The sequence below is a fragment of the Catenulispora pinistramenti genome (assembly GCF_018274385.1).
Classification (GTDB): domain Bacteria; phylum Actinomycetota; class Actinomycetes; order Streptomycetales; family Catenulisporaceae; genus Catenulispora; species Catenulispora pinistramenti.
Window position 1 is genome coordinate 1 of the sequence record NZ_JAAFYZ010000245.1, and the last position, 15,482, is coordinate 15,482.

Below are 15,482 nucleotides of genomic sequence, written 5' to 3' on the forward strand. Positions count from 1 at the left end.
GGGCGGGGGGAGTCGGCGGCGTGGGCGGCGTCACCGGCGGGACGCAGACCTCGGTGCACGGCGGCGGACCGACCGGCGGCGGGCCGAGAACCGGCTGCCCGGGCGGCGGCGCCATCTGGTCGGTGGTCTCACCGGCGCACAGCTTCTGCACCAGGTCGCTGTCGACGGTTCCGACGTGGACCGCGTCGCGCTGCATCCCGCACAGGCCCTCGCTGCCCTGGTCGCCGCCCCACGGCGTACCGTGCATCGCCAGCGGGCTGCTCGCGAGCCACGGCGCGGCCCGCAAGCCGTCATTGGTGGTGGCCGCGCTGGCCGCGCCGGCCGCGGCGAAGATCGCTCCGCCGGAGGACAAAGCCACAGCGGCGAAGGTCAGATACTTGCGCATCGCCGACTCCTCTCATCGCGTTTCATGAATAGGGAACTGGCCCCTCAACGCGGAGGAAGATCGGCAGGTCACGCCAAAGGCCGCATTCGGGTGGCGTGCGGGCGTACAGAACAAAAAGCAGCGCACCGGTCTCCCGCGTGGACCAGGGGTGCCAGAAGCCTGACAACCATGGTGCGGGGCCGGTGCGCTGCCTGGCGCTACGGGGGTTTTCGCGTGCTGTTTCGCGGACCGGTCCCGGGTGCTGATTTCGGGTTCTGGTCCGCCGGTGCCGCCGCGGCGCGCTACGCGACCGAGTCGAACTGGCCGGGCACGTAGTCGCCGGCCGGGTTGCGGACCATGACGTTGCCCCGGTTGAAGGCGTTGATCAAAGCGATCTGCGCCACCAGGGTGGCCAACTGGTCCTCGTCGTAGTGCTTGGCGGCGCTCGCCCACACCTCCTCGCTCACCCCGGCGCTGTCGGCCAGCCGGGTGCCGGCCTCGGCCAGTTCCAGCGCGGCGCGCTCAGCCTCGGTGAAGCAGGTGGCCTCGCGCCAGGCGGCGACCAGGTTCAGCCGGGCGGCGCTCTCGCCGGCCGCCAGGGCGTCCTTGGTGTGCATGTCCAGGCAGAAGGCGCAGCCGTTGATCTGGCTGGCCCGGATCTCGACCAGGTGCAGCGTCGGCACCGGGACGTCGGCCTCGTGCAGGACGCGGCTCGCGGCGATCAGGTACTTGGTGAACTTGGCCCCGGTCGGGGTGCCGAAGGTGTTCAGGCGGGCTTGCATGGTGTGCTCCCTGGTCGATCTGGGCTGGGTACACCACTAGGACGGGACGGCACCGACCCTTGTGACACGGTTTGTTGTGACCAGGGTCACGGTCCGGCGGGCAGGGCTCAGTGCTCAGTGCCCAGTGCCGTGTCAGTGCCGTGGCGCCTTCAGGGCCTCCGGGAGCGCCGCTCCCAGGTGCTCCACGTCGGTGATCGACTTGGCGTGCCCGGAGTCCACCGCGGAGCGCGCGATGTCGACGATCTGCTGCGGCAGCGCGACCAGGTGCCGGGCGAAGTCGTCGAAGTCGTTGCCGATCTTCTTCAGCAGCTCGGCGCACACGCTGGCGGCGTCCCGGCTCTCGGAGTCGCGCGGGTCGTCGTCGTCGAACAGCCAGACCGAGCCGACGTCGGCGCCGCGGATCTTCAGGGCCAGCATGCCGCCCTGTACGTAGCCGATGCCCAGGAACTCCTCGGTGAACCGGTCGTACAGCGCCTGGTTGGCGTACACCAGGTCCTGGTGCGGGTCCTCGCGGCGCAGCCCGAACAGCCACTGGTCGGCGATGAAGCCGCCGGCCAGGTTGACCGCCGGGCTGATCGGCCGACCGCCGTCGGTGCCGGCCAGGAAGCGCCGGTAGGACGGCGGCAGCCCGAAGCCCAGGTGCTGCTCCAGCTGCTTCATCGCGTCCTCGGGCACCGAGCCGCTGCGCTCGAAGGCGACCGGCTCCAGCATGCCCTCGGTGAACAGCCCGGAGCGGTTGCGGTCGGCCTTGAGCGTGGCCATGCCGCCGTGGTGCCGGAAGGCGCCGTGCAGCTCGATCGGCACGCAGTGCAGCAGCCGGGACTCGGCGGCGTGCGCCCAGGTCCAGCCCTGCGGCGTGGCGATGTCCGAGCGGGCCTCCCACAGCGGGTCGCCGGAGCCGGCGGCCAGCAGGTTGGCGGCGATGACGTCGGTGACCCGGATCTCGTCCACGGACAGGCCGGAGGGCGGGTCCGCGATCTGCACCGTATGCCGGGCGTAGACGGCGAACTCCGGGTAGCCGTGCATGGTCAGGTAGATGCCGTGCGGGAACTTGCGGTCGAGTTCGGGGTCGCTGAACTCGATGATCCGTCCGGCGAACTGGCCGTTCGGTATGCCGTGCCGCTGTGCGGATGCCTGTGCCATGGTGAGGTCTCGCTCCGGCCTTCTTCACTCCTGTTGTGTCCGGTAGAAAGGTACCGGCTCTTCACCGGTGGCGGGTATGTCGCCTGACCAGGTGGCCCCGCCGGGGTGAACTTCGCCCGGATTGATCCCCAATCCGGTTGTCGGACGCCGGGCGTACCCTAGGGATATCCCGACGCCGACCCATGGCTTCGGGCTGTTCGTCGTGCGCGAAGGGTGGCCCTTGTGAGCCTGTCCGGACTTCTTGACGCCGTATCCGATGACCAGGGGGTCGCCGCGCTGCTGGAAGCGGCCGGGACCGCCGGGCGTACTTCCTTCGACCTGGCCGCGCCGCGCTCGGTGCGGCCGTTCGCGCTGGCCGCGCTGGCCCGGGCGCAGGCGGGCACCGGCCGCCCGGTGCTGGCCGTGACCGCCACCGGCCGTGAGGCCGAGGACCTGGTCGCCGCCCTGCGCGGACTGCTGGACCCGGACTCGGTGGTGGACTTCCCGTCCTGGGAGACGCTGCCGCACGAGCGGCTGTCCCCGCGCAGCGACACCGTCGGCCGGCGGCTGGCCGTGCTGCGCCGGTTGGTCCATCCGGATGTCCGCACCGAGGGCGCCGGGGCCCTGCAGGTGGTCGTGGCGCCGATCCGCTCGGTGCTGCAGCCGCAGGTGAAGGGGCTGGCCGACCTGGCCCCGGTGGCCGCCCGGACCGGCGACGAGCTGGAGCTGGACGACCTGGTGAACCGGCTGGCCGCGGCCGCGTACACCCGGACGGACCTGGTGGACAAGCGCGGGGAGTTCGCGGTGCGCGGCGGCATCGTCGACGTCTTCCCGCCGACCGAGGAGCACCCGCTGCGGCTGGAGTTCTGGGGCGACCAGATCGAGGAGATCCGGTACTTCAAGGTCGCCGACCAGCGCTCGCTGGAAGTGGCCGAGCACGGCCTGTGGGCGCCGCCGTGCCGTGAACTGCTGCTCACCGACGAGGTCCGCAAGCGGGCCGCCGCGCTGATGGCCGAGCACCCGGAACTGGCCGACATCCTCGGCAAGGTGTCCGAGGGCATCGGCGTGGAGGGCATGGAGTCGCTGGCGCCGGTGCTGGCCGACGACATGGAGCTGCTGATCGACCTGCTGCCGGCCGGCTCGCCGATCGTGCTGTGCGACCCGGAGCGGGTCCGGACCCGGGCCGCCGACCTGGCCGCGACCTCCGCGGAGTTCCTGGACGCCTCCTGGGCCGCCACCGCCGGCGGCGGCGTGAGCCCGATCGACCTGGGCGCGGCCTCGCTGAAGGACCTGGCCGCGGTCCGTGAGCACGCCATCACCCTCGGGCTGCCCTGGTGGTCGCTGACCCCGTTCGCCCCGGACCTGGAGCTGCTGCCCGAGGAGGACGGCACCGAGGTCAGCGCCATCAACGACGGCGAGCAGTACGGCGGCGACGTCGGCCGGGCGCTGGACGACGTCCGGGCCCGGATCTCCGAGGGCTGGCGGGTGGTGCTGGTGACCGCGGGGCACGGCTCGGCCGAGCGCCTGGTCGAGGTGTTGAAGGGGGCTGACATCGGCGCCCGGTACGTCCCGGAGCTGGAGACGCTCCCGGAGCCGGCGCTGGCGACGGTCGCCACGGCCAGCGTCGAGCACGGCTTCATCGCTCCGGAGCTCAAGCTCTGGGTGATCACCGAGCAGGACGTCTCCGGGCAGCGCGCGAGCACCAAGGACATGGCGCGGATGCCCTCGCGGCGGCGCAACGTCATCGACCCGCTGCAGCTCAAGGCCGGCGACCCGGTCGTGCACGAGCAGCACGGCGTGGGCCGCTACGTGGAGATGGCGCAGCGCACCGTGGCCGGCGCCACCCGCGAGTACCTGGTGATCGAGTACGCCGCGGCCAAGCGCGGCCAGCCCGGCGACCGGCTGTTCGTCCCCACCGACCAGCTGGACCAGGTGACCAAGTACGTCGGCGGCGAGGCGCCCTCGCTGCACCGGCTCGGCGGCGCGGACTGGCAGAAGGCGAAGTCCCGGGCCCGCAAGGCGGTCAAGCAGATCGCCGGGGACCTGGTGAAGCTCTACAGCGCCCGGATGGCCGCCCCCGGACACGCGTTCGGGACCGACACGCCGTGGCAGCGGGAGCTGGAGGACGCGTTCCCGTACGTCGAGACGCCGGACCAGCTGGCGTGCATCGACGAGGTGAAGGGCGACATGGAGAAGCCGGTCCCGATGGACCGGCTGATCTGCGGCGACGTCGGCTACGGCAAGACCGAGATCGCGGTGCGCGCGGCGTTCAAGGCGGTGCAGGACGGCAAGCAGGTGGCGGTCCTGGTGCCGACCACGCTGTTGGTGCAGCAGCACTTCTCGACGTTCGCCGAGCGCTACGCGCAGTTCCCGGTCACGCTCAAGGGCCTGTCCAGGTTCCAGACCGACAAGGAGGCCGAGGAGGTGCTGCGCGGGGTCGCCGACGGCTCGGTCGACATCGTCATCGGCACCCACCGGCTGCTGGCGAACTCGGTGAAGTTCAAGCGCCTCGGCCTGGTGATCGTGGACGAGGAGCAGCGCTTCGGCGTCGAGCACAAGGAACAGCTGAAACAGGCGCGGGCCAACGTGGACGTGCTCACCATGTCCGCCACCCCGATCCCCCGCACGCTGGAGATGGCGGTCACCGGCATCCGGGAGATGTCGACGATCCAGACCCCGCCGGAGGAGCGGCACCCGGTGCTGACCTTCGTCGGGCCGTACGAGGAGAAGCAGATCTCGGCCGCGATCCGCCGCGAACTGCTGCGCGAGGGCCAGACGTTCTACATCCACAACCGGGTGGAGTCCATCGACCGCGCGGCCTCCCGCCTGCGGGCCCTGGTGCCCGAGGCGCGGATCGCCATCGCGCACGGCCAGATGAACGAGCACGTGCTGGAGCGGCTGATCGTCGACTTCTGGAACAAGGAGTACGACGTCCTGGTCTGCACCACGATCGTGGAGTCCGGCATCGACATCCCCAACGCCAACACACTGATCGTCGAGCGCGCCGACAACTTCGGCCTGTCCCAGCTGCACCAGCTGCGCGGCCGGGTGGGCCGAGGACGCGAGCGCGCGTACTCGTACTTCACCTACCCGCCGGAGAAGCCGCTGACCGAGACCGCGCACGAGCGCCTGGCCACCATCGCCCAGCACACCGACCTCGGCGCCGGTATGTACGTGGCGATGAAGGACCTGGAGATCCGCGGCGCCGGCAACCTCCTCGGCGGCGAACAGAGCGGCCACATCGAAGGCGTCGGCTTCGACCTGTACATCCGCATGGTCGGCGAGGCGGTGGAGGAGTACCGCGCGCAGGCCGAGGGACGCGAGATCGAAGAGCAGGTGGAGATCCGCGTGGACCTCCCGGTCGACGCCCACCTCCCGCACGACTACATCCCGGGCGAGCGGTTGCGCCTGGAGGCGTACAAGCGCATCGCGGCCGCCACCACCCACGAGGAACTGGCCGAGGTCCGCCACGAGTTCACCGACCGCTACGGCCGCTTTCCACAGCCTGTGGAGAACCTTCTCGCGGTCGCGGCGTTCCGCATCGACGCGCGCGCGGCCGGGCTCACGGAGGTCGCGGTCCAGGGCAACTTCGTGAAGTTCGGCCCGGTGAAGCTGCGCGAGTCGCAGGAGATGCGGCTCATGCGGCTGCACCCGAAGACGCTGGTGAAGGCGGCGACGGAGACGATGCTGGTGCCGAAGCCGATGACGGCCCGGGTCGGCGGGCAGCCGCTGCGGGACCAGGAACTGTTGGGGTGGGCCAGGGATCTGATGGATGCGGTTCTGAAGATGTAGGGCGACGGTCGGGGATCGCTTGTGGTTGTCGGTTCGGGCGGTTCGGGTCCGGAGATTCGGCCCGGTCCGAGTGCCTGCCCGGTCCGAGTGCCGGCCCGCTCTGAGTGCTGGCCCGTACTTGAGTGTCAGTGGGCCCTGGTTGGCTGAGATGCGAATTGCTCGCAGCTGCGAACCATCCGCAATGCGGGCTGGCGACAGGGGACCCCAGTGAGTGCCACATCAGCACTGCCGAGGCAGGTCAAGGCACTGATCGTGGCGCGCGCGGTGAACCAGCTCGGCGGCTTCTCGCTGGCGTTCCTGACCGTGCTGCTGAACCGGAGCTTCGGCGCGAGTCTGGCGATGGCCGGGGTGGTGTCGGCGCTGTTCGGGCTGGCGACGATTCCCAGTCGGCTGGCCGGTGGCCGGCTCGCGGACCGGTGGGGGCGGCGGCGCACGATCGTCGCGGGGCTGGTCGGTCTGGCCCTGGCGCAGCTGGGGTTGGCGGCGGCACCGGGGCTGATCGCGGCAATGGTGTGTGCGTTGTTGATGGGGCTCGCCTTCGAGCTCTTCGAACCGCCGAGTCAGGCGACGATCGCCGATGCGGTGCCGCCGGCCGGGCGGGCCTCGGCCTTCGAGTTGCTGACCACCGCCGTGGCGGCCGGGAGTCTTGCGGCCGGGCTGATCGCCGATGTGGTCGGACGGTGGAGTCTGCGATGGCTCTTCGTGGTCGACGCCGGGACCGGTCTGGCCTGCGCGGTGATCGTGTGGCTGGCGCTGGCGCTGGCGCCGGATGCGGTGCCGCGGCGGGATGATCAGTCCTCGGCGGACTCGACAAGTGCGGCGAGCCAGGTGGGCCATGCGAACCTGGCAGGCCCGGCAATCGTCCCGGCGCCTGCTGCCTCCCCGTGGCGCGACCGAGCGCTCCTCCTCGTCACCGCCTCCGGCACGGTCTTCGCCCTCGTCTCCATGCTCATGCTGACCGCGCTCCCGCTTTCCCTCGGCGCCGTCGGCTTGAACCCGGCGAACGCGGGCCTGATCATGGCCGCCTCGACCGCGACCCTGGTCCTGGCCCGCCCGGTGCTGCGCACCCGCCTCGCGAAGCTCCCGCACGCCGCGACCTTCGCTGTCGGCTATCTGCTGATGGCCGCGGGCTTCGGCGGCTACGCACTCGCGCATACGCTCCCGACTCTGCTCCTGCCGACCGCGCTCTACAGCCTGGGAAATCTGCTCGTCATGGGGCGCTCGTTCGCCGTCGTCAGCGAGTTGGCGCCGACCGAGGCATCGGCCCGCTACCTCGCCGTCTACGGGAGCAGCTGGGGTGTCGCGACTTTGCTGGCGCCGCTGGTGGCGACGTGGTTGATCGGCGTGTCCGGGCCGGCGTCGCTGTGGACGGTGAGTGCCTTGGCGTGTGCCGTCATGGCGGTCGCGCAGCCGTGGGTCGTGCGCCGGGTTCAGGGGCTTCGCGACGATCTTGGTGTGATCCACTCCACAAAGCCCATGGCGGACCGCTACGATGCGGTGTCGATCTGAGTTGGTCTGAGGTCCGCCAGGAAGGTTCAGCACCGTGATCCACGCTAGCCCCGTCCGTCTCGCCGCCGTCGTCGTCCTCGGCGGGGCAGTCGCTCTCGCCACCTCCGCCTGCGGCGGCCCGATGCAGGCCGGGGCCGCGGCCGTGGTGCAGGGCCAGCGCACCACCGACGCCACGGTCCAGGACCAGGTCTCCTCGATCATCTCGCTGGTCCAGAAGAACAACCTGCAGCAGGGCGCCGTCACCGACGCCCAGCGCGCCGCGCTGTCCAAGGCCCAGATCAGCCTGCTGGTGGAGCAGGCGCTGTGGCAGAAGGCGGCCGACGACGAAGGCCTTGAGGTCACCTCGGCCGACGACGCCAAGGAACAGACCGCACTGGTCGAGCAGGACCGGGCCACCCTGGGCGGCAAGCAGTTCACCGGCAGCGACAACGAGGCGGTGGCCCTGGCCGACGCCGAGTCGCAGAGCGCCTCCGGCCTGGCGCCGAGCACCGTCCCGATCTACGCCCACGTGCAGGCGCTGATCCGCGCGGTGGTCGACGAGCAGGCGGCCAAGGCGCACCTGGACCCGAACGACCAGAACAACGTGCCCGCGTTGCAGTCCGCGCTCCAGCCGGTGCTGGTCAAGGCGGCCGGCGAGATCAAGGTCAAGATCTCGCCGCGGTACGGCCAGTTCGACGCGAGCACCGCTCAGGTCGTCGCCGCGCAGGCCTCGTGGATCCGGCCGACCAAGGCCCAGATCGCCGCCGCCCAGCAGCAGCAGGACGCCAGCAACGGCATGGGCACCAACTGAGTCTCAGTTCCTCGGCTTCCATACACAGAACTTCTATACACAGAACACAGACGCCGAGCGCGCCGCCCCGAACCGGGACGGCGCGCTCGTTGTTCTCTGCTCGAAAACGACTCTCAAGAAGCCGCGTACCGCTCCGCGATCGTGTGGAACACCTTCTTGCGCCGCCAGTTCAGCTCCGGCGTGTCCGGGCCGGTCATCGTCACGGTGCCGTAAGAGGCCAGGTCCAGATCCCGCCGCGGGTCGTCCGGGACGTGCACGGCCCGGAACGTGGCGAACGTGAACCAGAACGCCGAGTCGAGCCCGGCCGCCTCGAACACGTCGTAGAGCTCGGTGAAGTACGCGGTCTGCTCGTCCTCGCTGCGGACGTGGTCCCCCTGGACCACCGGCGGGTCGACCGAGGCGTCCAGGATCGCCCAGCCCATGCCGCCGCGGTCGCCGGCCCCGACGTAGGTGGTGCAGCCGAACTCGGTGGCCACCACCGGCTTGCCGTGCTTGAGGTGTTCGCGGATCTCGTCCGCGAACTTGTCCTTGTTCTCCTTCGAGCGATAGGCGTCCACGGACACGAAGTCGAACGGCGTCCAGTCGATGAACTCCCACGGCCCGGCCGCGTACGTCACCTTCCCGTGGAAGTGCTCCCGCACCGCCGCGGCGGCCTGGACCAGGTAGCCGTTGAACTTGCCGAGGATCTCCCCGAGCCGGCTCCACAGCGCCATCCCGCCGCCGCTCAGCGTCTCGATCCGGGCGTAGGTGTCGTCGCCGTCGAAGTAGCCGGGGCAGAACAACGAGGTCTCGCAGCCGGCCACGAACACCACCTCGGTCCCGGCGGCGCGGATCCGCTCGGCCCGGCGGGCGCAGTCGGCCAGCTGCTCCAGCAGCTCCTCCCGTGACGCCTCGCACGGGAAGGGCGCGAACCAGACCTCCAAACCGGCTTCCGCGGCGGCCTGGGCGGCGGCTTCCAGCCGGTCCGGCAACGCCCCGGAGATCCGGACGGCGGTGCAGTGCAGCTCGTCGGCGATGATCCGGAGTTCCCGGCGGGCGGTCTCCGGATCGAAGTCCGGCCGCGAGTCCTTGCCGCCGGGGAAGAATCCGGTGTCGTAGTTGATTCCCTTGCCGCGCATAGCGCCTACCCCTCCCGTGGTGCCATGTCTGTGGTGTGTCCGGGCGCGTTCCGGTGCGTCCGCAGCGGGGCGTCAGACGCGATATATCGTATCAGCGCTCTTCGGCGGAGGCGAGGTCCGCGGCCTGCGCCTCGACCAGCTTCTCCAGCGGTTCGACCGCCGCGCCGCCGGTGACGCAGGCCCCGGCGATCGCCACGACCAGCACGACGGTGCCCAGCCAGGCCATCGTGGACACCGGCAGCAGGAACGCCCCGGCCAGCCGGGCGACGCACTCGGCCAGCAGCCAGGCGCCCCAGATCACGGTGAACAGGTTCTCCTTGGCCCGGAACGCGCTGCTTCCGGCCTTCAGCGCGTCCCACGCCGCGGCCCGCCGGACGTCGCCCTTGACGACGAACGGCTTCAGCCCGGCCGACATCATCGGCTTGCCGCCGCGCACCGACCACAGCATCCCGAGCGCGATGGTGCTGCTCACCGCCGAGTCCTTGGCCAGCATCAGCCGCGGGTTGCCGGAGACGAAGGTCAGGGCGATGGCCACCACGTTCACCGTCAGCATCAGCGCGGCCAGGGCGTTCAGCTCCCGCTTGGTGACCGCGGCCGTGATCGTGCGGGCCGCGGGCACCACGCTGCTGAGCGCCAGCGCGGCGGCGGTGCCGACGCCGAGGCCGGCGTGCAGGGCGTAGTAGGCGCCGAGCGGGACGGCGATGTCGACGGCGAGCGGCAGCAGCGCCTGCTTCAGCGGGTTCGGCGTCTGGAGCGCTTCCGGTGCGGTGGTGCTCTCGGTGTCGGCCGTGCTCATAGCGGTCTCCGCGGCGACGGTGATGGTGGTCATGATGGGTCCTCTCCCCGACGAACTCATTGGGCTCGACATAACTTTAGGCTGGACCTACTCATTAGGTCAAGCCTAAGATGGAGCCATGGAGACCAAGTACGACGGGCTGCGCGAGCGCAAGAAGCGCCAGACCCGCGAAGAGATCGCCAACGTCGCGACCATGATGTTCGCCGAGCGCGGCTTCGAGAACGTGACCATCGCCGAGGTGGCCACGGCCGTGGGGGTGGCGAAGATGACGGTCACCAACCACTTCCCGCTCAAGGAGGACCTGGTCTTCGACCGCGCGGAGCACATCGTCCACGGGCTGCCCGAGGCGATCGCCGCGCGGCCCGAGGGCGAACCGGTACTGGCCGCCGCCCGCCGCTACCACGCCGAGCGGCTGGCCGCCGGGGACCCGACCATCGGGCACCTCGGCGCGAACTTCTCCCGCCTGGTGCTGGCCAGCCCGGCCCTGACCGCGCGCGAGCGGCAGATCCACGACCAGCGCGAGGAGGCGCTGGCCGAGGTCCTGGTGGCGCAGGCGACGCCGGGTGAGGAACTGACGGCGCGGGTGGTCGCGGCGCAGATCGCCGGGGCCTACCGGGTCGTGTACTACACCGGCCGCCGACTGCTGCTGGAAGGCCTTCAGGGTCCGGAGATGGTCCAGACGCTCGGCGCCGTGGCCCAGCGCGCCTTCGCCCTCCTCGAAGCCGATCTCAGCGGCTTCGACCCGCGACCCCGCCTACGATCTACCCCATGACCGAAGCCCCGCCGCCGGCCGGCCGCATCGTCTTCCTCGCCACCTCCCCGCGCGTCGCCCTCGGCCTGTTGTCCTGGCCCGCCTGGGAGGCGTTGCGGGCGGCGGACGTGGTCTTCGCCGGTGACGCCGACCACCCGCACATCCCCTACGTCGAGCAGGCCACCGGCGCCGTGGTGGCGCTGCCGGACCACAGCCCGGCGATGGCCGCCGAACGCCTCCTGGAGGCCGCCACGCCCGCGCGCACGGTCGTCTGGCTCGCCGAGGACGAGGAGTACGACGAGGAACTGGCCGTGGCGCTGGGGAACCGTCTGGCGGCCACGGCCGCCGAGGCACTGCCCGACCTCGAAGTCCTGCCCGGCTCCTACGATCTGCCCGGCGCGCACCTGCTCGACCTGGTGGACGTCATGAACCGGCTGCGCTCGCCCGGCGGCTGTCCCTGGGACGCCGAGCAGACCCACGCCTCGCTGGTGAAGTACCTGCTCGAAGAGGCCTACGAAACCGTCGAGACCATCGAGGACGGCGATCCCCTGACCCCCGGCCCGGGCCGGGACGCGCTGCGCGAGGAACTCGGCGACGTGTTGCTCCAAGTGATGTTCCACTCACGCATCGCCGAAGAACACGAAGCCGATCCGTTCTCGGTGGACGACGTCGCCGACGGCATCGTCGCCAAGCTGATCCGCCGGCACCCGCACGTCTTCGGCGATGTGGAGGCCCCCACCGCCGAGCACGTGGCGGCGAACTGGGACCAGATCAAGGCGCAGGAGAAGCAGCGCACGTCGGTGACCGAGGGCGTGCCGACATCCCAGCCGGCGCTCTCGCTGATCGCCAAACTCGCCGGACGGGTGGGCAAATCCGGCCTCGAGGTGCCGGTGCCGACCGCGCCGGACCTCCCGCAGACCCCCGATGAACTGGGCGAACAGCTGCTGGCGACGGCCGTCGCGGCGGTGGCGGCCGGGTGGGATCCGGAAGAAGCTTTGCGGACGGCTGCGCGAAGGTATCGTGACCGGATCATTACGGTCGAACTGGAGCTAGCCAGGGGGTAGGGGTGGCGGGTTACCCTGAAGCAGGGTAGGTGAAGCGGACCGGCCGACTTCTCCTCACGACTCGTAGCTATCAGGGAGAAGAGAATCCACCATGCTCGGTGACCTCCAGCCGTGGCACATCATCGTGCTGCTCGTCGTGCTGTTCCTGCTGTTCGGGGCGAAGAAGATGCCGGACATGGCCCGCTCGGTCGGGCAGTCTCTGCGCATCTTCAAGTCCGAGATGCGGCAGAGCCAGAAGGAGACCGAGGACGTCGCGAAGCAGGCCAACGAGGCCGCGCGCGTGACGCCCGCCGTCGAGACCGTCGTTACGACGCCGGTGGCCGACGCGGCCCAGAAGCAGGCCAACGCCAGCTGAGCGGTCCGCGTCCGCACCAGCCCTGAATAGAGACTTGGGGCCTCCCGCGATTCGCGAGAGGCCCCTCGGTGCTGCCCTGGGAAACCTTGGTCCCCGGCTTCGGCCGGGAGATCAGCCGGCCGGAATCACTGCCCCGGCAAGGTGTTCTGGAACGCGCCGTGCGCCGCGGAAGTCAGCCAGTCCTTCTGCGTGTCGTCGTTGCGTAGATCCACGTAGACCGCCGTGGTGATCAGCACGTAGCGGTGGAAGCTGCCGAACTTTCCCTCACGGGTGGCGTTGCCGGCCTTGGCCAGCTTCGTGCAGGTGTCGGCGCCGGGCTGGCCGGCCGACGGGCACCACTGGGCGTAGTCGCCGGTGTGGGTGGCGCCGAGCTTCTTGTAGACCGCCGCCGCCGTGGCCGCGTCCTGGTACGGGATGATCATGGCGCTGACGACGATCCGGCTGTTGGCCGGGTCGATCCACGAGGCCGCCATCAGGTTGGTGCAGGGCGCGGACTTCACGATGGTCTGCACCGCCGCGTCGCCGACCTTGTCGCACGACATGGGCTGGGCGAACTTCAGCTCGTAGGTGACCTTCTTGTCGTCGACGAAGGACTTGGCCACCAAAGCGTCGGCGGTGAAAGGCGTCTTGTCGGTGGTCGCGTTGTCCAGGCTCGCGCCGCCGCCCGGGGCGGATGCCGAAGCCGGCGGGGCCGCCGAAGTGGTGTAGCTGTTGTCCGGGACCGATGCCGAAGTCGTCGCCGCCGCGGGCGTGGTGACCGGGGCGGTCGGCTTCGACGGGGTCTTGTCCGCGGTCGAGCTCTTGCCGCCCTTGGTGAACATGTAGATACCGCCCGCGGCGCCGGCCAGCACCACCACGGCCGCGACGACCGCCAGGATCCGGCCGGTGTTCTTCTTCGGCGGCGGTTCTTCGCCGATCGGCCCCATGCCGGGCATCTGCGGCGGCGTGAACTGCGGGGGCGGCGGCTGCTGGGTGAACTGCGGATACGGCCGGGCATCCGGCTGCGGGTGCTGCTGCGGCGGTCCCGGCGGCCCGGGTGCGGGCTGCTGCGGCGGTCCCGGCGGGGGCTGCTGCGGGGCCTGCTGCGGCGGCTGCGGTGGAGTGTAAGAACCCTGGTTCCAGCCACCGCCCTGCTGGGGCTGCTGCGGCGGTTGCCGCGGCTGCTCCGGCGGCTGGGGCTGGGAGCCCCAACCCGGCTGGATCTGGGTCTCCCAAGGCGGCTGAGAAGACATGGTCACAGCATATGCAGTACTGATGACAGACGTGCAGAGTCTTCGCCGATCTCAGTAGTGAACAGTCCTCTATGGTCGGAGAATGGCAGATACCCCTGACGCACGCTTCGAGGCGCTGGCCGCCGAGTTCCTGGACGGCCTGTGCCGCCGCCGCCCGGACTGGGCCAGCGCGCTGGGCCGGCACGAGTACGACGCGGAGCTGCCAGACCACTCCGCCGGCGGACTGGCCGCGGAGTCCGCGTGGCTGGCCGGGCAGGCCGAAGAGTTCGCCGACCTGGACCGGGCCGCGTTGTCGGTGCCGAACCGGGTGGACGCCGCGATCCTGGCCAACGAGGCGGCCAGGATCCGCTTCCAGATCGACGATCTGCGCGAGGACGAGTGGAATCCGGCGGAGGCCAATCCCGGAGTCCCTTTGTACACACTGCTCGCGCGCGATTACGCTCCGGCGGCGCAGCGGCTGACGGCTTTCGCGGGGCGGCTGGAACAGGTGCCCTCGACGCTGTCCGGGAACCGCGCGCTGCTTGCCGGCAAGGCGCTGTCGCGGATCCATGTGGAGCTGGCGATCGGGCAGTTCGAGGGCACGGCCGAGCTGATCGGCGGGGAGTTGGACGCGGCCGTCGCGGCGGCGCGGGAGGCCGGCGCCGAGGGCCTTTCCGAGGCCAGGGCGGCGATCGACGCGGTCCGCCCGGCCGCGTTGGCGGCCCTGCGGGAACACATCGCCTGGCTCAAGGAACGGCTGGCCGCCGGGGACGCCGGGCTGGAGGAGTTCCGCGACCCGCGGATCGGTGCGGAGCTGTTCGCCCGGAAACTGTCGCTGAGCCTTGACGCGGAGGCGGACGCGGCGGAGATCCTGGCCCGGGCCGAGGCGGATCTGGACCGGGTCTCCGGCGAGATCGTCGAGGCCGCCGCGGACTATGACGGCGTCGCGGTGCCGGCGGATCCGGCCGAGCGGTCGGCGCTGGTGCGGCGGGTGCTGGACCGGCTGGCCGAGTCGCACCCGGACAACGACAGCATCCTGGCATACGGCCGGCAGGCGTTGCTGAAGCAGTTCGCGTTCGTTCGCGAGCACGACCTGGTGACCGTGTATTCGGACCCTTATGAAGTCGCCGCGATGCCGGAGGTGCACCGGGGCGTCGCGGTGGCCTACTGCGATCCGCCCGGGCCGCTGGAATCGGCTGACGTGCAAACGATTCTGGCGATTTCGCCGACGCCGCGGGACTGGACACCCGAGCGCGTCGACTCGTTCTTCCGCGAGTACAACCTGCACATGGTGCACAACCTGATGGTCCACGAGGCGATGCCGGGACACCTGCTGCAGTTGCAGCACTCGCGGCGGTACCAGGCGCCGACCCCGGTGCGGGCCGCGCTGTGGTCCGGGTCGTTCGTCGAGGGCTGGGCCGTCTACGCCGAGGAACTGATGGCCCGGCACGCGTACCCCGGGGACGGCGATCCGCGGGCGGTGCGGATGCAGCAGTTGAAGATGCAGCTGCGCATGATCATCAACGCCGTGCTGGACGGCCGGATCCACTGCCACGGCATGACCGAGGCCGAGGCCATGGCGCTGATGACGGACCGCGGGTTCCAGGAGGACGGCGAGGCCGCCGGGAAGTGGCGGCGGGCGCTGCTGAGCAGTTCCCAGCTGTCCACCTACTACGTCGGGTACGTCGAGGTGTCCGACTTGGTCCGGGACGTGCGCGCCGAGCACCCGCAGTGGTCGCAGCGCCAGGTGCACGACGCGGTGCTGGCGCACGGCTCCCCGGCCGCGCGGTATCTCAGGGAACTGATCGCCTAGCCGCTGCCGGGGAGC

13 protein-coding genes are annotated in these 15,482 nt (G+C 70.7%); 7 read left to right on the plus strand and 6 right to left on the minus strand.

The features are described 5' to 3' along the window. The 3 genes from KGQ19_RS41235 to KGQ19_RS41245 form a co-directional block, all read right to left on the minus strand. The coding region (locus tag KGQ19_RS41235) for a hypothetical protein (RefSeq protein ID WP_212019702.1) at window positions 1–385 on the minus strand (385 nt) is incomplete at its 3' end. Window positions 386–666: 281 nt separating this feature from the next. Next, window positions 667–1,146, minus strand: coding sequence for a carboxymuconolactone decarboxylase family protein (locus tag KGQ19_RS41240; protein WP_212019704.1), 480 nt, complete (start codon window positions 1,144–1,146; stop codon window positions 667–669). A gap of 132 nt (window positions 1,147–1,278) precedes the next feature. Next, complete coding sequence (locus tag KGQ19_RS41245) at window positions 1,279–2,289, minus strand: SMI1/KNR4 family protein (protein WP_212019706.1); 1,011 nt, start codon at window positions 2,287–2,289, stop codon at window positions 1,279–1,281. A 222-nt stretch (window positions 2,290–2,511) separates the two neighbouring features. On the opposite strand from KGQ19_RS41245, the gene mfd reads away from it, so the two are divergent. From mfd to KGQ19_RS41260, 3 genes are all read left to right on the plus strand, one after another. Continuing rightward, window positions 2,512–6,060: a transcription-repair coupling factor gene (mfd, locus tag KGQ19_RS41250; protein WP_212019708.1), complete on the plus strand. Its 3,549-nt coding sequence runs from the start codon at window positions 2,512–2,514 to the stop codon at window positions 6,058–6,060. Window positions 6,061–6,267: 207 nt separating this feature from the next. Further along, window positions 6,268–7,569 carry an MFS transporter gene (locus tag KGQ19_RS41255; RefSeq protein WP_212019710.1) on the plus strand — a complete coding sequence of 434 codons (1,302 nt, stop codon included), beginning with the start codon at window positions 6,268–6,270 and terminating at the stop codon, window positions 7,567–7,569. Between the two features lie 34 nt (window positions 7,570–7,603). After that, window positions 7,604–8,359 (plus strand): hypothetical protein, encoded by a 756-nt coding sequence (locus KGQ19_RS41260; protein WP_212019712.1) that lies wholly within the window; start codon window positions 7,604–7,606, stop codon window positions 8,357–8,359. A gap of 113 nt (window positions 8,360–8,472) precedes the next feature. Here KGQ19_RS41260 and KGQ19_RS41265 read toward each other — a convergent pair whose 3' ends face one another. After that, window positions 8,473–9,477 carry a glycoside hydrolase family 113 protein gene (locus KGQ19_RS41265; protein ID WP_212019714.1) on the minus strand — a complete coding sequence of 335 codons (1,005 nt, stop codon included), beginning with the start codon at window positions 9,475–9,477 and terminating at the stop codon, window positions 8,473–8,475. A 91-nt stretch (window positions 9,478–9,568) separates the two neighbouring features. Beyond that, window positions 9,569–10,306: a VC0807 family protein gene (locus tag KGQ19_RS41270; RefSeq protein ID WP_212019716.1), complete on the minus strand. Its 738-nt coding sequence runs from the start codon at window positions 10,304–10,306 to the stop codon at window positions 9,569–9,571. Window positions 10,307–10,391: 85 nt separating this feature from the next. Here KGQ19_RS41270 and KGQ19_RS41275 point away from each other — a divergent pair, with 85 nt between their 5' ends. The 3 genes from KGQ19_RS41275 (at window position 10,392) to tatA (ending at window position 12,443) form a co-directional block, all read left to right on the plus strand. Next, complete coding sequence (locus KGQ19_RS41275) at window positions 10,392–11,045, plus strand: TetR/AcrR family transcriptional regulator (RefSeq protein ID WP_212019718.1); 654 nt, start codon at window positions 10,392–10,394, stop codon at window positions 11,043–11,045. After that, window positions 11,042–12,088, plus strand: a complete 1,047-nt coding sequence (locus KGQ19_RS41280; protein WP_212019720.1) for a nucleoside triphosphate pyrophosphohydrolase — start codon at window positions 11,042–11,044, stop codon at window positions 12,086–12,088. The genes KGQ19_RS41275 and KGQ19_RS41280 overlap by 4 nt, the downstream gene beginning before the upstream one ends. Window positions 12,089–12,179: 91 nt before the next feature. Next, the gene (gene tatA / locus KGQ19_RS41285) at window positions 12,180–12,443 is read left to right on the plus strand and encodes a Sec-independent protein translocase subunit TatA (protein ID WP_212019722.1); all 264 of its coding nucleotides are present in this window, start codon (window positions 12,180–12,182) and stop codon (window positions 12,441–12,443) included. A 125-nt stretch (window positions 12,444–12,568) separates the two neighbouring features. Here the strand turns inward: tatA and KGQ19_RS41290 are convergent, their stop codons facing one another. Further along, a complete protein-coding gene (locus KGQ19_RS41290) occupies window positions 12,569–13,675 on the minus strand; it encodes a hypothetical protein (protein ID WP_212019724.1) in 1,107 nt (368 codons plus the stop codon). Window positions 13,676–13,757: 82 nt separating this feature from the next. On the opposite strand from KGQ19_RS41290, the gene KGQ19_RS41295 reads away from it, so the two are divergent. Beyond that, the gene (locus tag KGQ19_RS41295) at window positions 13,758–15,467 is read left to right on the plus strand and encodes a DUF885 domain-containing protein (RefSeq protein ID WP_212019726.1); all 1,710 of its coding nucleotides are present in this window, start codon (window positions 13,758–13,760) and stop codon (window positions 15,465–15,467) included. Window positions 15,468–15,482: the final 15 nt, after the last annotated feature.

Excerpts from the sequence above, each read along its gene's own strand:
- KGQ19_RS41295 (WP_212019726.1), top strand. The coding sequence starts at position 13,758 with ATGGCAGATACCCCTGACGCACGCTTCGAGGCGCTGGCCGCCGAGTTC.
- KGQ19_RS41270 (WP_212019716.1), bottom strand. The coding sequence starts at position 10,306 with ATGACCACCATCACCGTCGCCGCGGAGACCGCTATGAGCACGGCCGAC.
- KGQ19_RS41265 (WP_212019714.1), bottom strand. The coding sequence starts at position 9,477 with ATGCGCGGCAAGGGAATCAACTACGACACCGGATTCTTCCCCGGCGGC.
- KGQ19_RS41290 (WP_212019724.1), bottom strand. The coding sequence starts at position 13,675 with ATGTCTTCTCAGCCGCCTTGGGAGACCCAGATCCAGCCGGGTTGGGGC.
- KGQ19_RS41240 (WP_212019704.1), bottom strand. The coding sequence starts at position 1,146 with ATGCAAGCCCGCCTGAACACCTTCGGCACCCCGACCGGGGCCAAGTTC.
- KGQ19_RS41280 (WP_212019720.1), top strand. The coding sequence starts at position 11,042 with ATGACCGAAGCCCCGCCGCCGGCCGGCCGCATCGTCTTCCTCGCCACC.
- KGQ19_RS41245 (WP_212019706.1), bottom strand. The coding sequence starts at position 2,289 with ATGGCACAGGCATCCGCACAGCGGCACGGCATACCGAACGGCCAGTTC.
- tatA (WP_212019722.1), top strand. The coding sequence starts at position 12,180 with ATGCTCGGTGACCTCCAGCCGTGGCACATCATCGTGCTGCTCGTCGTG.
- KGQ19_RS41275 (WP_212019718.1), top strand. The coding sequence starts at position 10,392 with ATGGAGACCAAGTACGACGGGCTGCGCGAGCGCAAGAAGCGCCAGACC.